This window comes from Salibaculum griseiflavum (genome assembly GCF_003129565.1).
Taxonomy (GTDB): Bacteria; Pseudomonadota; Alphaproteobacteria; order Rhodobacterales; family Rhodobacteraceae; genus Salibaculum; species Salibaculum griseiflavum.
In genome coordinates this window covers 1-17771 of record NZ_QETF01000014.1, presented here as the reverse complement: position 1 = coordinate 17771, position 17771 = coordinate 1, and the positions used below count along the sequence as shown (strand labels likewise).

The window sequence follows — 17771 nt, the reverse complement described above, 5'->3', positions numbered from 1 at the left end:
CGTGACCCGATGGCGTCAAGGGGTTAGCCGCGCCGCCGGCGGCGCCGCCCGCCGCCCTCTGCCTCGGTGCCCTTGGTGTTGTAGCTGACATCCGGCAGTGGCACGATCCCGCGGAGGATCGGGAACGGGTCGGTGGCGTGGGGCAGGGCGTTGGCGTTGACGAAATGCTCCTGGAACTTGGGTTCGATCGCGGTTTCGACCTTGGTGATCTCGCGCACGGTTTTCTCGATCTCGGCCCGCGCCGCGACGGAACACAGCGCGATGCGCGCACCGGTGCCTGCCGCGTTGCCGGCGCTGGTCACCTTGTCGAGCGGCGCATCGGGGATCATGCCCAAGACCATGGCGTGTTTGGGGCTGATATGGGCACCGAAAGCGCCAGCCAGCACCACGCGGCCCACTGTATCCGTGCCGCGTTCATCCATCAAAAGCCGCGCGCCTGCATAGAGCGCCGACTTGGCCAGCTGGATGGCGCGGATATCGCCCTGGGTCACGGTGATGAGCGGGCCGCCCTCGGCGCGACCGTCATGGATCACGTAAGCATGGGTGCGGCCTTCGGTGATGCAGCGGTCGGTGCCGGTCTGCGCCGCGGAGCCGACCAGGCCCGAGGCGTCGACGATCCCGGCCATGCGCATTTCCGCCACCGCCTCGATGATGCCAGAACCGCAGATTCCGGTGATTCCGGTGGCCGCGGCGGCGGCCTCGAAATCCGGATCGTCGGACCACAGGTCCACGCCGATCACGCGAAAGCGCGGTTCCTTGGTGGTGGGGTCGATCTCGATCCGCTCGATGGCGCCGGGGGCGGCGCGCTGGCCAGAGCTGATCTGCGCCCCTTCGAAAGCCGGGCCGGTGGGCGAGGAACAGGCCAGAACGCGGGCCTTGTCGCCCAGAAGGATCTCGGCATTGGTGCCGACATCAACCACCAGTGTCAGCTCGTCCTGCTGGCCCGGCTGTTCGGTCAGCGCCACGGCGGCGGCATCGGCGCCCACATGGCCCGCGATGCAGGGCAGGACAAAGATGCGGGCATTGCTGTTGAGGGCCGACAGGTCCAGCCCTCGCGCGGGGGCCGAGACCGAGCGCGACGTGGCCAGCGCAAAAGGCGCCTGGCCCAGTTCGACCGGGTCGATGCCCAATAGCAGGTGGTGCATGACCGGGTTGCAGACGAAGACCGCCTCCATGATCTGGCCGGCGTCGATCCCGGCCTCTTCGGCGAGGGATTGGGCCAGGCCGTTGATGGCCTCGCGCACCGCGCGGGTCATTTCCTTGTCACCGCCGGGATTCATCATCGAATAGCTGACCCGGCTCATCAGGTCCTCGCCAAAGCGGATCTGCGGATTCATGACACCGGCCGAGGCTGCCACGGTGCCATTGCGCAGGTCGGTCAGATGCGCGGCGATGGTGGTCGAGCCGAGGTCTATCGCCAGCCCGAACAGGCGTTCCTCGTTAAAGCCGGGATAGATGTCGAGGATCTGGTAGCTGTCATCCGTATGACCCTTGTGGAGCGCCACGGTGACCGCCCATTTGCCCTTGCGCAGCACCGGTTGCAGGCGGGTCATGATCGAAAGTGGCGCCGTTACCGGCGCGATATCCCATTGGGCCTTCAGGGCCTCGGCCAGCCGTTCGAGATCGCCCGAGGGTTCGTGCATGTCCGGCTCGGCCACCTCGACGTAATAGAGCTTGGTCGCCGGATCCATGACCATGACCCGGTCGCTGGCATCCTTGCGCACGACCTGCCGGTGGACCTGGCTGGTCTCGGGCACGTCGATGACCACGTCGCGCTGCACGGTCGCCTGGCAGCCCAGGCGGCGGCCCTTGGCCAGGCCGCGTTTCTGGTCATAGCGTTCCTCGACCGCGTTCCATTCGGACAGGGCGTCTTCATGAACCGTGACGCCATGCTTCGAAAACTCGCCGTAAGACGGCGTGACCTGGCATTTCGAACAGATGCCGCGTCCGCCGCAGACGGAATCGAGATCCACGCCCAATTGCCGGGCGGCGGTCAGGATCGGGGTGCCGACGGGGAAGCGCCCCCGCTTGCCGGAGGGGGTGAAGACGACGAGGGGATCGCTGGTGCTCATGCCCGGGCCTTTTCATGTTCGCGCGTGTCGCGCCAAGATAGACCTTTGCCACGCCGGTGAAAGCCGGTCCGCGCCCTCTTTTTGCTCAAGACCGTCATGAGGCCGGTGATGGCGGCAGCAATTGTGATCAATGTGGCGCGACACAGCCGATTTGGTGCTTTCACCGCGCCGCGATACATGTAATAGGGAAGCGCCAAACGATCCCTGCCGATGGAGTGCGCCATGGAGATTCGTGAGGCCCTGACCTTCGATGATGTTCTGCTTGTTCCCGCCGCGTCTGCCGTGCTGCCCAGCACCGCCGATACGCGAACCAAAGTCACCAAGCAGATCGAGATGAATATCCCCCTGCTGAGTTCCGCCATGGACACGGTGACGGAATCGCGGATGGCGATCACCATGGCCCAGGCGGGCGGCATCGGGGTGATCCACAAGAACCTGAATGTCGAGGAACAGGCACGCGAAGTGCGGCGGGTGAAGCGGTTTGAATCCGGGATCGTCTACAACCCGGTCACGTTGACCGTGGACCAGACCATCGCCGATGCGCGCGCTCTGGTCGAACGCTACAATTTCACCGGCTTTCCCGTTGTCGACGGGAATGGCCGGATCGTCGGTATCCTGACCAATCGCGATATGCGCTTCGCCACCTCGGACGACATGCCCGTCAGCGCGGTCATGACCTCGAACGACCTTGCGATGCTGGCCGAACCGGCTGACCGGGAAGAGGCCAAGTCGCTGATGCGGGCGCGGCGGATCGAGAAGCTGCTGGTGCATGACGGCACCGGCAAGCTGACCGGGTTGCTGACGTTGAAGGACACCGAACAGGCGGTGCTGAACCCGACCGCCTGCAAGGACCATCTGGGCCGGTTGCGGGTGGCCGCCGCCACCTCGGTGGGGGATGCGGGCTATGAACGCTCGCAGGCGCTGGTCGAGGCGGGCTGCGACATTATCGTGGTCGATACGGCGCACGGGCATTCGCAGGGCGTTCTGGACGCGGTGACGCGGGCCAAGTCGCTGTCCAACGAAGTTCAGATCATCGCCGGCAACGTCGCCACCCCCGAGGCCACGCGCGCCCTGATCGACGCGGGTGCCGATGCGGTCAAGGTGGGGATCGGGCCGGGGTCGATCTGCACGACGCGGATGGTGGCCGGGGTCGGCATGCCGCAACTGACCGCGATCATGGATTGCGCCAAGGCCGCCGGCGATACGCCGGTCATCGCCGATGGCGGCATCAAGTTCTCGGGCGATTTCGCCAAGGCGATCGCGGCGGGCGCGTCCTGTGCCATGGTGGGCAGCATGATCGCCGGCACGGATGAAAGCCCCGGAGAAGTCATTCTGTATCAAGGGCGTAGCTTCAAGAGTTACCGTGGCATGGGCAGTCTTGGCGCCATGGCGCGCGGCTCGGCCGACCGGTATTTCCAGAAGGATGCGGCCAGCGACAAGCTGGTGCCCGAAGGGATCGAGGGCCAGGTGCCCTACAAAGGCTCCGCCAATGCGGTGATCCATCAGCTGGTTGGCGGCTTGCGGGCTGCCATGGGCTATACCGGCAATGCCACCGTGGACGAGATGCGCCAGAACGCCAATTTCGTGAAGATCACCGGGGCGGGCCTCAAGGAAAGCCACGTGCACGACGTGCAGATCACCCGCGAAAGCCCGAATTACCGGATGGCCTGATGGTTCCGGCGGCGCGGGTTGCGGCGGCAATAGAGATTCTCGACAGCATACTGGCGGGGCAGGCTGCGGAACCTGCCCTGACAGGTTGGGCGCGGGCCAATCGCTATGCAGGCTCCAAGGATCGCGCCGCGATCCGCGATCATGTTTTCGACGCGCTGCGCTGTCGGCGGTCCTATGCCTGGCTGGGGGGCGCCGAGACCGGGCGGGGCTTAATGGTTGGGGCCTGCCGTGATCGCGGGATCGACCCCGCGACGCTCTTCGATGGCAGCCGCTTCGCCCCGGCGCCTCTGACACCCGACGAGGCCGGGCAACCGCTGGACGCGGCGCCGCGTGGCGTGCGGCTGGACATGCCCGACTGGCAGTTGCCCCATTGGGACGATGGCCCTGCCGATCCGGACGCGGCCATGGCGTGCTTGCGCCACCGGGCCGGGGTGTTCCTGCGGGTGAATGCGCGCATGGGCGACCTGGCGCAGGCGCAGGCGGTCCTGCTTGAGGACGAAATCGAAACCGCCCCGGTCACGGGTGTGCCCTCGGCGCTTGAGGTTGTGACCAATCCGCGCCGGGTCGCTTCGTCGCGCGCCTATACCGAGGGACTGGTGGAGCTTCAGGATCCGGCGTCGCAGATCGCCGTTTCGCGGCTCGACCTGCGGGACGGGATGCGGGTGCTGGATCTCTGCGCCGGGGGTGGGGGCAAGGCGCTGGCAATGGCCGCGCAGGCCGATGTGCAGGTTGTCGCCCATGATATCGACCCGGCCCGCATGGCCGACATCGCGCCCCGCGCGGCGCGAGCCGGGGTGCGGATCGACACAGTGGCGCCGGGTGAAATCCCGGGCCGGTTCGACCTGGTGCTGATCGACGCGCCCTGTTCGGGGTCTGGCACCTGGCGCCGTGCGCCGCAGGCGAAATGGGCGCTGACGCCCGCCCGCCTTGCCGAGCTGACCGCGATCCAGTCCCGCTTGCTGGAGCAGGGCGCAGAGCACGTGGCCGCGGGCGGGGCATTGGCCTACGCGACCTGCTCGGTCTTCCGGTGCGAGAACGAGGCGCGCACCGATGCTTTCCTTGCCTCGCGGAGTGCGGCGATGCCGGACCCACCCACGCGCTTGGACCCCGCCGTGCGACAGGACGGGTTCTACTTGGCCGGTATGATTGTCTGAGGTAAACACGTTAAGATTGTATTTGAGGCAACCACTGCTAGGGTAAGCGCAGCTCTTAAGGTCGCCTTAAGAGTTCTGCCCTGACTCTCAAGGCACCCGAATCGAGAGGTGTGGTGCGTGACCCAGACAGAACTTGCCCCGGAAATGCGCCCCGTGGGGACGGCGAAGATGGACAAGCCCCGGCCGCTGCCGGTCTGGGTGCTGGCAGGGCCCGGTATCGGCGCGTTGATCCTGGCGCTGTTCCAGGCCGACTCCTCCCTGCGCCTGTCGCTTCAGGTCTTCGGTTTTGTGCTCGTTGCCGCCTCGGCTTTCGTCGGCGCGCGGCTGGCCTGGAGGACCGCGCGGCTGCGGATGGCCGGCGAAACGGTGGACCGGATCGTTGCGAATGATGCAACCGTCAGCCTCGTCAGCGACCAGGAGGGGCGCATCCTGACCCGCAACGAGGCGGCGGAGGCCAAGTTCAAGTCACGTGGGGCCGATACGCTGGGCTTCGCCTTTTCCGAACTTTTCGCCAATCCGGGCACAGTCATTTACCGACTGCAAAGCAAGGCCCATGCGCTCGGATCCGCGCGTGAAGATGTCGTGACCCGGCGGGGTCACCTGCGGCTCTGCGTCAATCACCTGGAGGAGGATCGCTATCTGTGGCGGCTCGAAGACCTCACGGATCGGGGCGGAGCCTTGCGGGCGGCCGATGCGCTGAGCTTGCCGATGTTGACCGCGGGGCCATCGGGCACGGTGCTCTACATGAACGAGGCGTTCCGCCGTCTTCTCGGGGGGCGCGCCAAGAAGCTGGACGGCGTATTCCGGGACCTGCCGCTGGTGTCGGGCCAGGTGCACAAGGTCATGGCCGCCCAGGGCGAAATCGAAAGCCTCGTGGCGGAAATTCCCAGCCATGGCGGTCGCCGCGAGGTCTATCTGCTGCCAGGCGAGGGCAGCGGCGAGGCCCCGGTCGACATGGGTGACGCCCCGCAGACCTGGGATGCGATCGACGAATTGCCTGTGCCATTGCTCAAGATCGCGCCGACCGGGGAAATCCTCGGCTCCAACCGCGAGGCGCGGGTCCTGCTGGACCGGCCGATCGGGGACAAGACCCTGGTCACTGAACTGTTCGAGGGGCTTGGGCGGCCCATCGTCGACTGGCTGGAAGAAGCCGCCTCGGGCAAGGGCACGCTGAAGCCGGAATTCCTGCAGGCCAAGGGGCGTGACGAGGAACAGTTCATTCAGGTTTCCCTGAACCCGGCCGGTGATGCGGAAAACGAATACCTGCTGGCGGTCCTAAATGACGTGACCGAGTTCAAATCTCTGGAACAGCAATTCGTTCAAAGCCAGAAGATGCAGGCGATCGGACAATTGGCCGGAGGGGTGGCACATGATTTCAACAACCTGCTGACGGCCATATCGGGTCATTGCGACCTTCTGCTGCTGCGTCATGACCAGGGCGATACGGATTATGCCGACCTCGTTCAGATCAACCAGAACGCCAACCGCGCCGCGGCGCTGGTCGGGCAGCTTCTGGCTTATTCGCGCAAACAGAACCTGCAGCCCGAGGTGCTGGACCTGCGCAACACGCTCTCGGACTCTACGCATCTGCTGAACCGGCTGGTCGGGGAAAAGATCACCCTGACGCTGGACCACGATCCGGGCCTTGATCCGATCAAGGCCGATCGGCGCCAGCTGGAACAGGTGTTGATGAACCTGGTCGTCAACGCGCGCGATGCCATGCCAGAGGGGGGCGATATCCGCATCCTGACGGAAAACGTGACCCTGTCAGAACCGCTGGAGCGGGATCGGGCCAGCGTTCCGCCGGGCCGATATGTCTGCCTCTCGGTCGAGGACACGGGCAGCGGCATCCCGCCCGAGATCCGCGCCAAGATGTTCGAGCCCTTCGTGACAACGAAAAAGACCGGCGAAGGCACCGGGCTGGGCCTGTCCACGGCCTATGGCATCATCAAGCAGACCGGCGGCTTCATCTTCGCCGACAGCGAGGTGGGGCAGGGCGCGCGATTCACAATTTACATCCCCGCCCATGACGGCCCGTTCGAGATCGCGGAACCCGCGACGCTGGCCGAGCCTGTACTGCCGCTGGAACAGGCCGAGGGGGTGGTCCTTCTGGTGGAGGACGAGGCCCCCGTGCGCGCCTTCGCGGCCCGTGCCCTCAAGATGCGGGGCTACACGGTTCTGGAAGCCGACAGTGCGGAGACCGCGCTGGAAATGCTGGAGGACACGGCCCTGTCCGTCGACTTGTTCGTCACGGATGTGATCATGCCCGGCAAGGACGGCCCGACCTGGGTGCGCGAGGCCCTTCAATCCCGGCCCGGATCGCGCGTCGTGTTCGTCTCGGGCTATGCCGAGGAAACCTTCGGCGAGAATCAGAAGCGGATTCCCAACTCGGTCTTTTTGCCCAAACCGTTCTCTTTGACGGAACTCACGCGCACCGTCGATGCGCAGATGCGGGGTGCGCAGCCGCATTAAGGTTGGTGGCCTTCGTTTTGACCATCGGCGATGCCGGGGCAGACCGGGCCTCTCTTCCAACGGGCCTGCGCGATACGGCCGCCGGGTGAGCGGACAAAAGGGTGCGGAACGCGCGTGCCTTGGCGCCGTCCGATCAGGCTGTCGGCCGGCCTTCCAGCCCCACGAGATGGGCGGCACATCCAGTCAGCGCGGCATAGTCGTCCTCGATCACATGCACCGCGAAATTTCCCATGAAGCCTGCAAAACGCCCCTTGTCGCGGAACGCTTCGTCAAACCCGAGCTGGTCCAGCAGCGGCGCGAAGGCCCGCGCCACACCACCGATCAGGAAGACCCCCCCGAAGGGCAGCTGGATCAAGGACAGGTTCCCGCAGACCGTCCCCAGCATCCGGGCGAAGAGCCGGGCCGCCTCGGTGGCGCGGGGATCATGGTCCGCCTCGCAGGCGGCCAGAATGTCGCGGGCCTGCTTCTCTGCCGGATCACCGGCCTCTTCGCCGAGAAAGGCATAAACCCGCTCCAGCCCGCGCCCGGACAGCACGTCCTCGACCGCCGGGAACCCGTGTGCGGTAGAGACATACTGGCAAAGCCGCAATTCCTGTTCGGTGCGGATCGGCAGGTTGGCATGGCCGCATTCCGAAGGCGGCACCAGCCGTCCGGTCGCGGTTTCGTAGACCGGCGCCGCGTTGAACCCGGTTCCGACGCCGACGACAAGACGTGCCGCACGCGCGCCCGGTGCAGCTTCGGCACTGCGCGGCAGAACGGTGCGCACGGCCTCATCATCGATATGCCCCAAGGCATGACCCTGCGCTTGCAGGTCGTTGAGCACCGAGACCGTCTCGGCCCGGGTCGCGCGGGCGATCGTGGGCGTGTCGATAGACCAGTCGAGATTGGTCATCGAGGCACGCCCGTCATGCACCGGCCCGGCCACAGCGACACAGGCCGCGCGGGTGTCCACGCCGCCTTCGTCGTCGATGAAGCGGCGCAAAACGGTCTCAAGCCCCGGATGGTCGGCATTGGCATAGCGCCGCACGGTCTCGGGCAGGATGCGCCGCCCCTCGGCCAGCGCCACGCGTGTATTCGTGCCACCGATATCGGCAACGAGCGACAGGGTATTGGCGGGATGGGTCATCTGGGCCTCGATCCGGGCAGGTTCCGTTAGCGCTAGCGTGATAGGCCGGGGGACGGCCCCGTTGCAAGGGCGAAACCGGGCCCGGCCGCAGCTTTGGCGGCTTTACTACACCCCGAATGGCCGCTACCTCTGCATCCCATGGCAAAGAAACCCGGCAAGAACACCAGCGGTCGCGGTCAGCGTGACCTGACCGTCAAGGTCAAGACCGCGCGTGGGCGCAAGCACTCGTCCACCCGCTGGTTGCAGCGGCAGTTGAACGACCCTTACGTCAAGCGCGCCCAGGCCGAGGGCTATCGCGGCCGCGCGGCCTTCAAGATCATGGAGCTGGACGACAAGTTCGGCTTCCTGCGGCCCGGCACGCGGGTGGTCGACCTGGGCTGTGCGCCCGGCGGCTGGCTGCAGGTTGCCGTGCCGCGGGTCAATGCCCTGGGCGAGAAAAAGGGCAAGCCCCAGGGCACCCTGCTGGGGATCGACCTGCAGGAGGTCGAGCCGATTGCCGGGGCCGAGATCCACCAGCTCGATTTCATGGACGAGGGCGCCGACGACCAGGTCAAGGCCTGGCTGGGTGGCAAGGCCGACGTGGTCATGTCGGACATGGCCGCGGCGTCCTCGGGCCACAAGCAAACCGACCATCTGCGCATCATCGCCCTTTGCGAGGCCGCCGCCTATTTCGCCTTCGACGTTCTCGAAGAGGGCGGCACTTTCGTCGCCAAGGTGCTGGCCGGGGGCGCAGAAGGCGAGCTGCAGAAACTGCTCAAGCAGAAATTCACCAAGGTCGTGAACGTGAAGCCGCCCGCGTCGCGGTCGGACAGTTCGGAAAAATTCGTAGTGGCCACGGGCTTCCGGGGCTGAGGGAGGACAGACATGACCCATATCCTTGCCATCGACCAGGGCACCACGTCGAGCCGCGCGATCCTGTTCGACGAAACCATGACCCCGGCGCATGTGGCGCAGCAGGAGTTCACTCAGCACTATCCGGCGAGCGGCTGGGTCGAACATGATGCCGAGGAGATCTGGGACAGTGTCCTTGCCACCTGCAAGGAGGTGTTGGGCAAGTCCGACGACGTTGCCGCCATCGGCATCACCAACCAGCGCGAGACCACCCTTGTCTGGGACAAGACCACCGGCGCGCCCATTCATAACGCGATCGTCTGGCAGGACCGGCGCACGGCCGAATTCTGCGACGACCTGCGCGCAGAAGGGTTCGAAGCGGAGATCACCACGCGTACGGGGCTTCTGGCCGACCCCTATTTCTCGGGCACCAAGCTGAGGTGGTTGCTGGAGAACGTGGAGGGCGCGCGGGCGCGGGCCGCGGCGGGCGAGCTGCTTTTCGGCACCATCGACAGTTTCCTGATCTGGCGCCTGACCGGTGGCAAGGTCCACGCGACCGATGCCACCAATGCCGCCCGCACCATGCTCTACAACATCCGCGAGGGCGCCTGGGACGAAACGATCTGCACGCGCCTCGGCATCCCGATGTCGATGCTGCCCGAGGTCAAGGATTGCGCCGCCGATTTCGGCACCGCCCGGATCGAGGGGGGCGAGATCCCCATTCGCGGGGTGGCCGGCGACCAGCAGGCGGCCACGATCGGCCAGGCCTGTTTCGAGCCGGGCATGCTGAAATCCACCTATGGCACGGGCTGTTTCGCGCTGCTCAATACCGGCGACGACCTCGTAACCAGCCGCAACCGCCTGCTGGGCACCATCGCCTACCAGTTCGACGGCAAACCGACCTACGCGCTGGAAGGCTCGATCTTCATCGCAGGGGCCGTGGTGCAATGGCTGCGCGACGGGCTGGGGATCATTGCCAAGGCGGCAGACACGCACCCGCTGGCCGAGAAGGCCGACCCCAATGTGGAACTTTACCTCGTCCCCGCCTTCACCGGTCTGGGCGCGCCGCACTGGGATTCGCAGGCGCGCGGGGCGATCTTCGGGCTGACGCGCAATGCCGGTCCGGCGGAATTCGCCCGCGCGGCCCTGGAAAGCGTGGGCTTCCAGACCCGAGACTTGCTGGAGGCCATGAAGGCCGACTGGGACGGCGCCGCCGATGGCGTGCTGCGGGTCGATGGCGGGATGAGCGCCAGCGACTGGGCGATGCAGTTCCTGTCGGACATTCTCGGCGCGCCGGTGGATCGGCCAAAGGTGCTGGAAACCACGGCGCTTGGTGCCGCCTGGCTGGCGGGCATGTCGGTGGGGCTCTATCCCGACCGGGACGGTTTTGCCGCGAATTGGGCACTGGAACGCCGTTTCGAGCCGCAAATGGACGCCGACACCCGCGACCGCCGCTACGCTGGATGGCAGGACGCGATCGGGCGCACTAGATCCAGGTAATGCCGAGCCAACCGACTCTCAAATGACTGGGAGCAGTTAAATAGGTTTAGCGTTCGCTTTTTGGAGTTTAGCCATGAATTGGGCCCAGTGCGCTGAAAGGATGGAAGATTATATGCCAGGTTGGCGGCTTATGTGGCCGTCTGATGGCATAGAGTTCTTTGACTGTGAAGCGGGTCTGACGATTTCAGATGTTTGGGGCGCGATCTCATGGATCTGGACTTACCCGGGAGACTGGATCTTGTCTCAAGAACCACTTCGAACCTTTTTCGAGATAGAAGGCCAAACCGCAGTCGGCGCGACTGGTTCGACTATATTAGGGTGGCTCATTTTCCTGATTCTGGCTGGTTTGGTCAGCAATTAGGACAGCGCGCAATCGCTGTGCTGCCTTCTGCTAGTGGCGGAGAGACAGGCCGGTAAACCCACGTCCAGGACTGTCCATCTCAAAACATCATATACACAAAATATACATTAAAACAGTTACTTAGCTATTTGCCTTGTCCATGCCTGTCTGCTACTGACTTCTGACAGCCACGGTTTTTGAGGGGCTATTGAGGGGCTGGGATTTGGTCAGACGGAGGGGCGAACATGAATTTTGAGGCAATGCGGGGGGTGAGGTCATGGTAAAGGGACTGCACCTTCTGACGGTGAAGCAGGTCGAAAGCGTTAAGCCCGGCACCACGCTCAGTGACGGCGGCGGGCTGACGCTGCGATGCGGGGCCAGGGGCAACACGCGGTGGGTGCTGCGCTACAGACCTGGGCCAAAGATGAACCAACGGGAAATGGGTCTTGGGTCCTTTCCGGCCACAACCTTGGCACAGGCGCGTAAGAAAGCCGCAGCAGCGCGTGACATGGTAGCAGCGGGGCTCGACCCTATCGAGGAGGCCCAGCAGGCTGCAGAGGCCGCCAAAGCGGAGGCGCAAGCGGCTCAAGCCGAAGAGATGACGTTTGGCCGCTATGCGGACGAGATTTTCCTGCCAACGGTTCTGCCCAACTTCAGCAACGCAGCGCATATCCAGCAGTGGGAAGCGACGTTTCGCAAACATGCTGCAAGTTTGCGCGCGCTGCCCTTGGCCAAGGTGACGCGTGATGATGTGTTGGCCGTGTTGCGCCCGATCTGGACCACGAAAAGCGTCACAGCCACACGCAGCCGAGAGCGTTTGGAGCGGCTGTTCAGCCATGCCACGCAGAATGGTTACTTTCATGCGGATAACCCAGCTGCATGGCGGCAATTTGATGCGACCCTGCCTGCGCCGCGCAAACTGACCCGTGGGCACCACGCCAGCATCCCACATGATGAAATCTCACCGTTCATTGCGGAGCTGCGCACCCGACAGGCGGAGAGCACTGCGGCTCTGATGCTTGAATGGATTGCGCTTTCGGCCTGCCGAACGGGGGAGGCTCGTTTTGGGACCTGGGCGGAACTTGACCTGAACCGGATGGTGTGGACGATCCCGGCCGAGCGTATGAAGATGCGTCGCGATCATGTGGTGCCGATCACGGAACGCATGGCGGTGATTTTGGAGGAAGCCAAACGGCGGCATGGGCGCGATGTGGCGCCGGAGGACTGGCTGTTTCCCGGTCCACGCAAAGGTAAGCCGCTGTCGGAGATGGCTGCGATCATGCAGCTCAAGCGCATGAACTATGGCCAGTACACCGTGCATGGATTGCGGGCCACGTTCAAAGGCTGGGCCGCCACCTGTACGGAGTTTGCGCGTGAACTGATTGAAGAGCAGCTGGCGCACCAGCTGGGGGCCGTGGAACGGGCTTATATGCGCGTTTCTGCGGTTGAGCGTCGCCGTCCGATGATGGAAGCCTGGGCGTCTCACTTGGACGGCCAAGACGTCACCACGGGGGCGAAAAACGTGGTGACCATGCGAAGATGACCTGATGAAATGTTCGGCATAGCGATAGCCAAGGTATTTTTGCATGGCTGTCACATCTCGAATGGCACCACATGTTGACAGCCTGTGGCCCCAAATGGCAATATGTGGACATAAATCAAGGTGGCCTTGCCAGCCACCTTGGCAACGCTCATGTCAAAGCGCTACGCTTTGACCGTTGTTCTAACGATCGTGCACGAGCGCCGGCTTACTCGACGTGTACGGAAAAGTTTGGGTTCCAAAATAACCCAAAATCTATGGGACATCAGCATGAAACAGCGTTCTCCCGGTGCCGCAACACCGCGGGCACTCCCTTCGGATATCATTGAACATTCCAACACTGGGGTTGCTCAGCGCCCTGAAACAAGTCGGCTTATACGCTTGCCTGAAGTGATAGCGCTTTGCGGCTTGGCGCGCTCGACGATCTATCGCGACATTCGCAACGGGGTATTTCCGGCCCCGGTGAAGCTCGGGCGTTTGTCGGTCTGGTTGGAGCATGAAGTTCACCAGTGGATCGAAGACCGCATCGAGGAAAGCCGGGCTGCGTGAAGGGTAGCGGCGGCTCCCATAGGACCCGCCGCTTAAACCTATGCCTGCCTCTTTGCCGATCAATAGAGGCCGAAGGCAACGCTATGTGATCGAAGGACAATCACTATGATTGATATACATGAAACTAACACGACGGCCAAGCAAATCATTGATGCCGACGAGCTGCCAAAGACGATCTTTGAGCGTGAAACCGAATCGCTCGGTCTATCTCTTTGCCTTAGCTCACATGGGATAGCCCTCTGCAAAAACGATGCAATCACTGCCGTGGAGGATGCCTTTCCCAGCCACTACGTTAAGGCGGCGCGGGTGCATGCCACAAAGTTTGCTAAGGTTTGGTTGGTGCCAACGTCGTTCAATGAATGCACGCCAGGAGACCTTTTGCGGCAGCTCTATGAGGCATTTGGGGTTGTCGAATATCGCATCCAGTTCCCAAAGAAAAAGCGCTGGATATCCGAGTTTACGTGGCAGCTGAACAGACACTTCCTCGGTTTGGATCAACCTACTGGTGACCCCAACGGCCCTGAACTGCTTCCCGTGTCTAATTGGCGTAAGGGGGTCCGGGTCGAAACCGAGGAGATTGAGCTGTTCGCAGCGACGGCCCAAAAGGCGGCCCGTAACGCCGTCGATGACAACGAAACCGGTCCTACACTCTATGAAGCGGTGTGTTGGCTGACATACATCTACAAATTGGCCCAAAATCCGCATCGCCAAAAAGACGCCAAGACCTTCAGTGAATTCATCGTGCGTAAGATCGCCAAGCGCGCAGGAGTGCAGCCATGAATAGCTGTTTGAATACCACGGGGGTAGAAACCTCAACAGACTGCCAAAAAAACGCAATCCAAGCCAATCGGGCCGAGACACACCCGGTGGGGCCAAGCGGTGCTGTTTGGGAAATAGCCAAGCAGGAGCGGAATTGGCTGGTCTACCGGTTGGAGGCCAAGGCCAACGGCAAACCTGGCAAAATGAACAAGCTGCCCGTGGATGCTGAGACTGGTCAGCAGGTTGGCAAGGATGAGGCGGCCAAGCTGACCTTCGCGGAAGCCGCCAAGGCCTGCAAAGCGTTCAACACCCGCCGCGGGATTGAGGCCAATAAAACCGGCGCGTGGGGTCTTGGCTACCTGCCGCGTCCCGGCTCTGCGATGGTGGGCGGCGATATCGATGAGGTGCTCAACGACCAAGGCGAACTGCATGAGTGGGCGCGCGGGCTGATCGCAAACCCCGACAGCTATTTAGAATGGTCCCCGTCGCAAAATGGCTTTCGGGTGCTGATGGAGCGGCAGCCGGGCGATGAGGCTATCAACGGCGCAGAACGCAATGGTGTCGGCCTCTTCGCGGACGGCAAAAAGTTCTTCACGAGCACTGGGCAGCGGATTGGCTCCACGGGGGAGATCACGGAGGCCTCTGGGCTGCGTGAGCGCCTTCTGGAGCGCCGGGAACTGGGTTCTGGCGGCACACCCATGTCAATGGGGCCAAAAGCGCCTTCAGGCCCCTCCTCAGGGGCGCAGAGGGCTACACGTGGCAAATGGTACGGAATACCGCCGGAGCGCCGCGCAGCGGCTCTCACAGACGCCCTCCGCTATATTCGATATAACGACCGCGAACACTGGATCAAAATCTCGGCTGCGGTTCATAGCGCGATCTCAGATTTGGGGGAGGATGTCGCTCGCGCGATTTGGGACGACTGGTGCAACGAGATAGGAGGCCCAACCGACGAAAACGACAAGACTTGGAATAGCTTCAGCTCAGAGCGCGCCGGGGGTGTGTCAGTTGCCACGGTTTTTGCAAAAGCCAAGGAGCACGGGTGGAACGAGGCGAAGCATGTGTTCGGTGAGTTGACTTTGGCTGCTATGGACCAACAGGCAGAACCCGAGCGAACAGCTACGCTCGAAGCGTTGAGGGCAATTGAAAGCGCCACAACAGGGGCCCAAAACGCCAAACATACGAGCACGTTTTTCCCAGCTTCCCAACTGCACGGCCAGGCCATTCCGCCGCGGAAATGGTTGGTTGAGGATTTGGTGCCATTGGAAAACGTAACGATGCTCTATGGCGATGGCGGCACAGGTAAAAGTCTCTTGGCGCTTCAGTTGGCCGTGGCAACGGCCAGCGGAAAGGACTGGGTTGGCCAGGACGTTCACAGCGGTAGCGCGCTGTTCATCTCAGCAGAGGACGATGTGCCTGAATTGCATCGACGTCTGGCCTTAACTGCAACTGGCTCAGGTCTGACCTTGCAGGACTTGGACCGGCTGACCGTGCGCAGCTTGGCGGGCGAGGATGCCATTCTCGGGACGTTTGATCCCGCGGGACGTTTGGCCGCCACGGGGTTGTTCGCGGAGATCGAAGCGCAAGTTTTGCGCGATGCACCGGCGCTGATCGTGCTCGATACGCTGAACGATCTTTATGCAGGCGACGAGAACGACAAGTCTCAGGCCAGACAGTTCATCGGTCTTTTGCGCGGCTTGGCAATCCAGCATAACTGCGCGGTAGTGCTCTTGGCGCACCCGAGTAAGAGCGGCATGAGTTCCGGCAGCGGTGACAGCGGGTCTGTTGCATGGAGCAACTCGGCCCGGTCGCGGCTGTATCTGTCGCGCGACATGCGTGATGGATATGAGCCGGACCCCGACGCGCGCATCCTCACGACCATGAAAGCCAACTACGGCCCGAAAGGCGGCGCGCTTGGGTTGCGCTACCAAAGGGGCGTGTTCGTTCCTACGGGGGGCTGCACGGGCGCAGGCACGTCCGGCCTCAATGGCGGCGAGAACATCACGGACAAAGCCAAGAGGGTGTTTGTGGTGCTGTTGCGGCAGTTCAACGCGAACGGTTTCAAGGTCAACGCCTCCTCCGGGCCCAACTATGCCCCCAAACAGTTCGCAGAGCATCCGGACAGCGAAGGAGTGCAAAAGGCTGCATTCAAGCAGGCCATGTATCAACTCATGTCCGATGGCGCTATCCGCAACGAACAGAGTGGGCCGCCGTCCAAGCGCGTGAGCCAACTTGTGCTCGCATCGTCTCCACCGGGGGGCGATCAAGCTGAAGGTGGTGACGCACCTTAATAACGAGTTAAGGGCTGCCCGCCCGCCCCCAAAGGGGGCGGGCAGCCCCTAGGGGGGTATGGGGGGTGGAAGAACAGGGTAGATGAAGGGGAGATGAATAGGAGGCGAAGCTGAGGTGGAGGGGGAGATGAATAGGAGATGAACCCCTCATTTCAGGAGATGAAGGGGAGGTGAACACGTGTGTCAGCACTTAATAACCGTTATATATGGCCAAATTCCCATATTTTGGTATTTATTAAGCAGTTATTAAATTGCTCAGCTCGCCCCCCGTGGCGACCCTTGCCCCACCCAACTCGGGGCAGCTGAAGCGATCCAGCAACGGCAAGCGCCCCCAAGAATCGGCGCGTCATAAACCAAGCTGCCCGAGTGGAATCCAGAAGAGGAACCGCGCGCCAAAGGCCTATGTTCGCCCTCAACGAACTGGTCGTACCAATGGTGGCCGAGGACACCGTCACTTTCGTTTGCCCGAGTGGTGCAACAGCCCTAGGCTGAACTGGCATGTCGCATCCCGCGACGCGGGCTTTATAAATACCGCGCGTTGCCCGGTGGTAAGGTTACTGGGGCCTCGCCCACGGCGCGCTTACAACCCGCCTCTCAGCACGCGCAGCTCAGTGAGCTGTCCGGCTCAGGCCAAGTGGCGTGCGGCTTAGGGAGGCAAAGTTGAGTTGGCCAAAGCGGGCCGGTGCCGGGTGGGCGCTGCTTCCCCTAAGCCATCTTGACGTAAAAAGGGCCGACCCTTAGGCCGCCCCCTTTTTGGTGCTTGTGAGTGGTGTTTAGAACCGATGTTCGAGGTTGAACGCGAGGCTGGAGCGTGTGGTATCGCCCACGCGGTCCATGATGATGCGGAGTTTGGTCCGGCTGCGACCATCCTCGGATTGACTGCTCAGCCCCAGTTCTGCACCCCCCCCGCAGTCCTCGGTGGTCTGCGTGATCTTGCGGCTTTCGCAGATCAGCCGCGGCGCAAAGCTGAACTGGGAGTTGCTCTCGGCCACCGTGCCGGCGTCCAGCGCCAAAATCATTTCAGGTCGCAGCGTCAGGTTTGCAATCGACACAGTTCCTGCATCCAAGCTCAGCGTGTCGTCCACCAAGCCATAGGCGCGGCCCGTGAAGTCCATAGTGCCAATCCAGGTCTTACCGTAGCTGAAGGCCAGCTCGGGGCGGAACTCGTACTGCTTGTGCTCATAAACGCCGGAGAGAGACGCCCCCAGAGTGGCCGCGCGCGTGGTGTAGTCGCTTTCCAGCGCCAGCACGTCATTGGCCATTTCCAGATCATTGTTGCCAACGCCCAACGTGACAAAGCCATCCAAGAAGACCTCCTCATCCAATTGGTGCACGGCATGGGGATGTCCCGACGGATGTTGAAACTTTGAAAAAGGGTGGCGTTGCTTCCCCTGAGCCGTAGGCTCGGGGTGATCAAACCAAAAAGGAAGCAACACCATGAAGACGACTACCACATCCTCCAGTGC

13 protein-coding genes are annotated in these 17771 nt (G+C 62.9%); 9 read left to right on the top strand and 4 right to left on the bottom strand.

What is annotated here, in order from left to right:
• Positions 1-23 precede the first annotated feature (23 nt).
• Complete coding sequence (locus DFK10_RS11935; protein WP_109389262.1) at positions 24-2072, bottom strand: ASKHA domain-containing protein; 2049 nt, start codon at positions 2070-2072, stop codon at positions 24-26.
• On the bottom strand, positions 2069-2296 hold the full coding sequence (locus DFK10_RS16280; RefSeq protein WP_146193263.1) for a hypothetical protein: 228 nt from the start codon (positions 2294-2296) through the stop codon (positions 2069-2071). Before DFK10_RS16280 ends, DFK10_RS11935 begins: the two co-directional genes overlap by 4 nt.
• Here DFK10_RS16280 and guaB point away from each other — a divergent pair.
• The 3 genes from guaB to DFK10_RS11920 all read left to right on the top strand — a co-directional run bounded on the left by guaB (position 2295) and on the right by DFK10_RS11920 (position 7369).
• Entirely contained in the window at positions 2295-3743 is a 1449-nt protein-coding gene (guaB, locus tag DFK10_RS11930) for an IMP dehydrogenase (RefSeq protein WP_109389320.1), read from the top strand. The genes DFK10_RS16280 and guaB overlap by 2 nt on opposite strands.
• Complete coding sequence (locus DFK10_RS11925) at positions 3743-4897, top strand: RsmB/NOP family class I SAM-dependent RNA methyltransferase (protein ID WP_109389261.1); 1155 nt, start codon at positions 3743-3745, stop codon at positions 4895-4897. The genes guaB and DFK10_RS11925 overlap by 1 nt, the downstream gene beginning before the upstream one ends.
• A 144-nt stretch (positions 4898-5041) precedes the next feature.
• Positions 5042-7369, top strand: a complete 2328-nt coding sequence (locus DFK10_RS11920; RefSeq protein ID WP_109389260.1) for an ATP-binding protein — start codon at positions 5042-5044, stop codon at positions 7367-7369.
• A 133-nt stretch (positions 7370-7502) separates the two neighbouring features.
• Here DFK10_RS11920 and DFK10_RS11915 read toward each other — a convergent pair whose 3' ends face one another.
• Positions 7503-8495, bottom strand: coding sequence for a glucokinase (locus DFK10_RS11915; RefSeq protein ID WP_109389259.1), 993 nt, complete (start codon positions 8493-8495; stop codon positions 7503-7505).
• A 138-nt stretch (positions 8496-8633) separates the two neighbouring features.
• Here DFK10_RS11915 and DFK10_RS11910 point away from each other — a divergent pair, with 138 nt between their 5' ends.
• The 6 genes from DFK10_RS11910 to DFK10_RS11880 all read left to right on the top strand — a co-directional run bounded on the left by DFK10_RS11910 (position 8634) and on the right by DFK10_RS11880 (position 16305).
• Positions 8634-9347, top strand: a complete 714-nt coding sequence (locus DFK10_RS11910) for an RlmE family RNA methyltransferase (protein ID WP_109389258.1) — start codon at positions 8634-8636, stop codon at positions 9345-9347.
• 12 nt (positions 9348-9359) lie between these two features.
• A complete protein-coding gene (glpK, locus tag DFK10_RS11905) occupies positions 9360-10826 on the top strand; it encodes a glycerol kinase GlpK (protein ID WP_109389257.1) in 1467 nt (488 codons plus the stop codon).
• Positions 10827-11443: 617 nt separating this feature from the next.
• Positions 11444-12709, top strand: a complete 1266-nt coding sequence (locus DFK10_RS11895; RefSeq protein ID WP_109389255.1) for a tyrosine-type recombinase/integrase — start codon at positions 11444-11446, stop codon at positions 12707-12709.
• A gap of 150 nt (positions 12710-12859) precedes the next feature.
• Entirely contained in the window at positions 12860-13255 is a 396-nt protein-coding gene (locus DFK10_RS16695; RefSeq protein WP_328589374.1) for a helix-turn-helix transcriptional regulator, read from the top strand.
• Between the two features lie 105 nt (positions 13256-13360).
• Positions 13361-14035, top strand: coding sequence for a hypothetical protein (locus tag DFK10_RS11885; RefSeq protein ID WP_109389254.1), 675 nt, complete (start codon positions 13361-13363; stop codon positions 14033-14035).
• Entirely contained in the window at positions 14032-16305 is a 2274-nt protein-coding gene (locus DFK10_RS11880) for an AAA family ATPase (RefSeq protein WP_109389253.1), read from the top strand. Before DFK10_RS11885 ends, DFK10_RS11880 begins: the two co-directional genes overlap by 4 nt.
• A 773-nt stretch (positions 16306-17078) precedes the next feature.
• Here the strand turns inward: DFK10_RS11880 and DFK10_RS16515 are convergent.
• On the bottom strand, positions 17079-17771 hold a 693-nt coding region (locus DFK10_RS16515; protein WP_217810144.1), incomplete at its 5' end, for a hypothetical protein.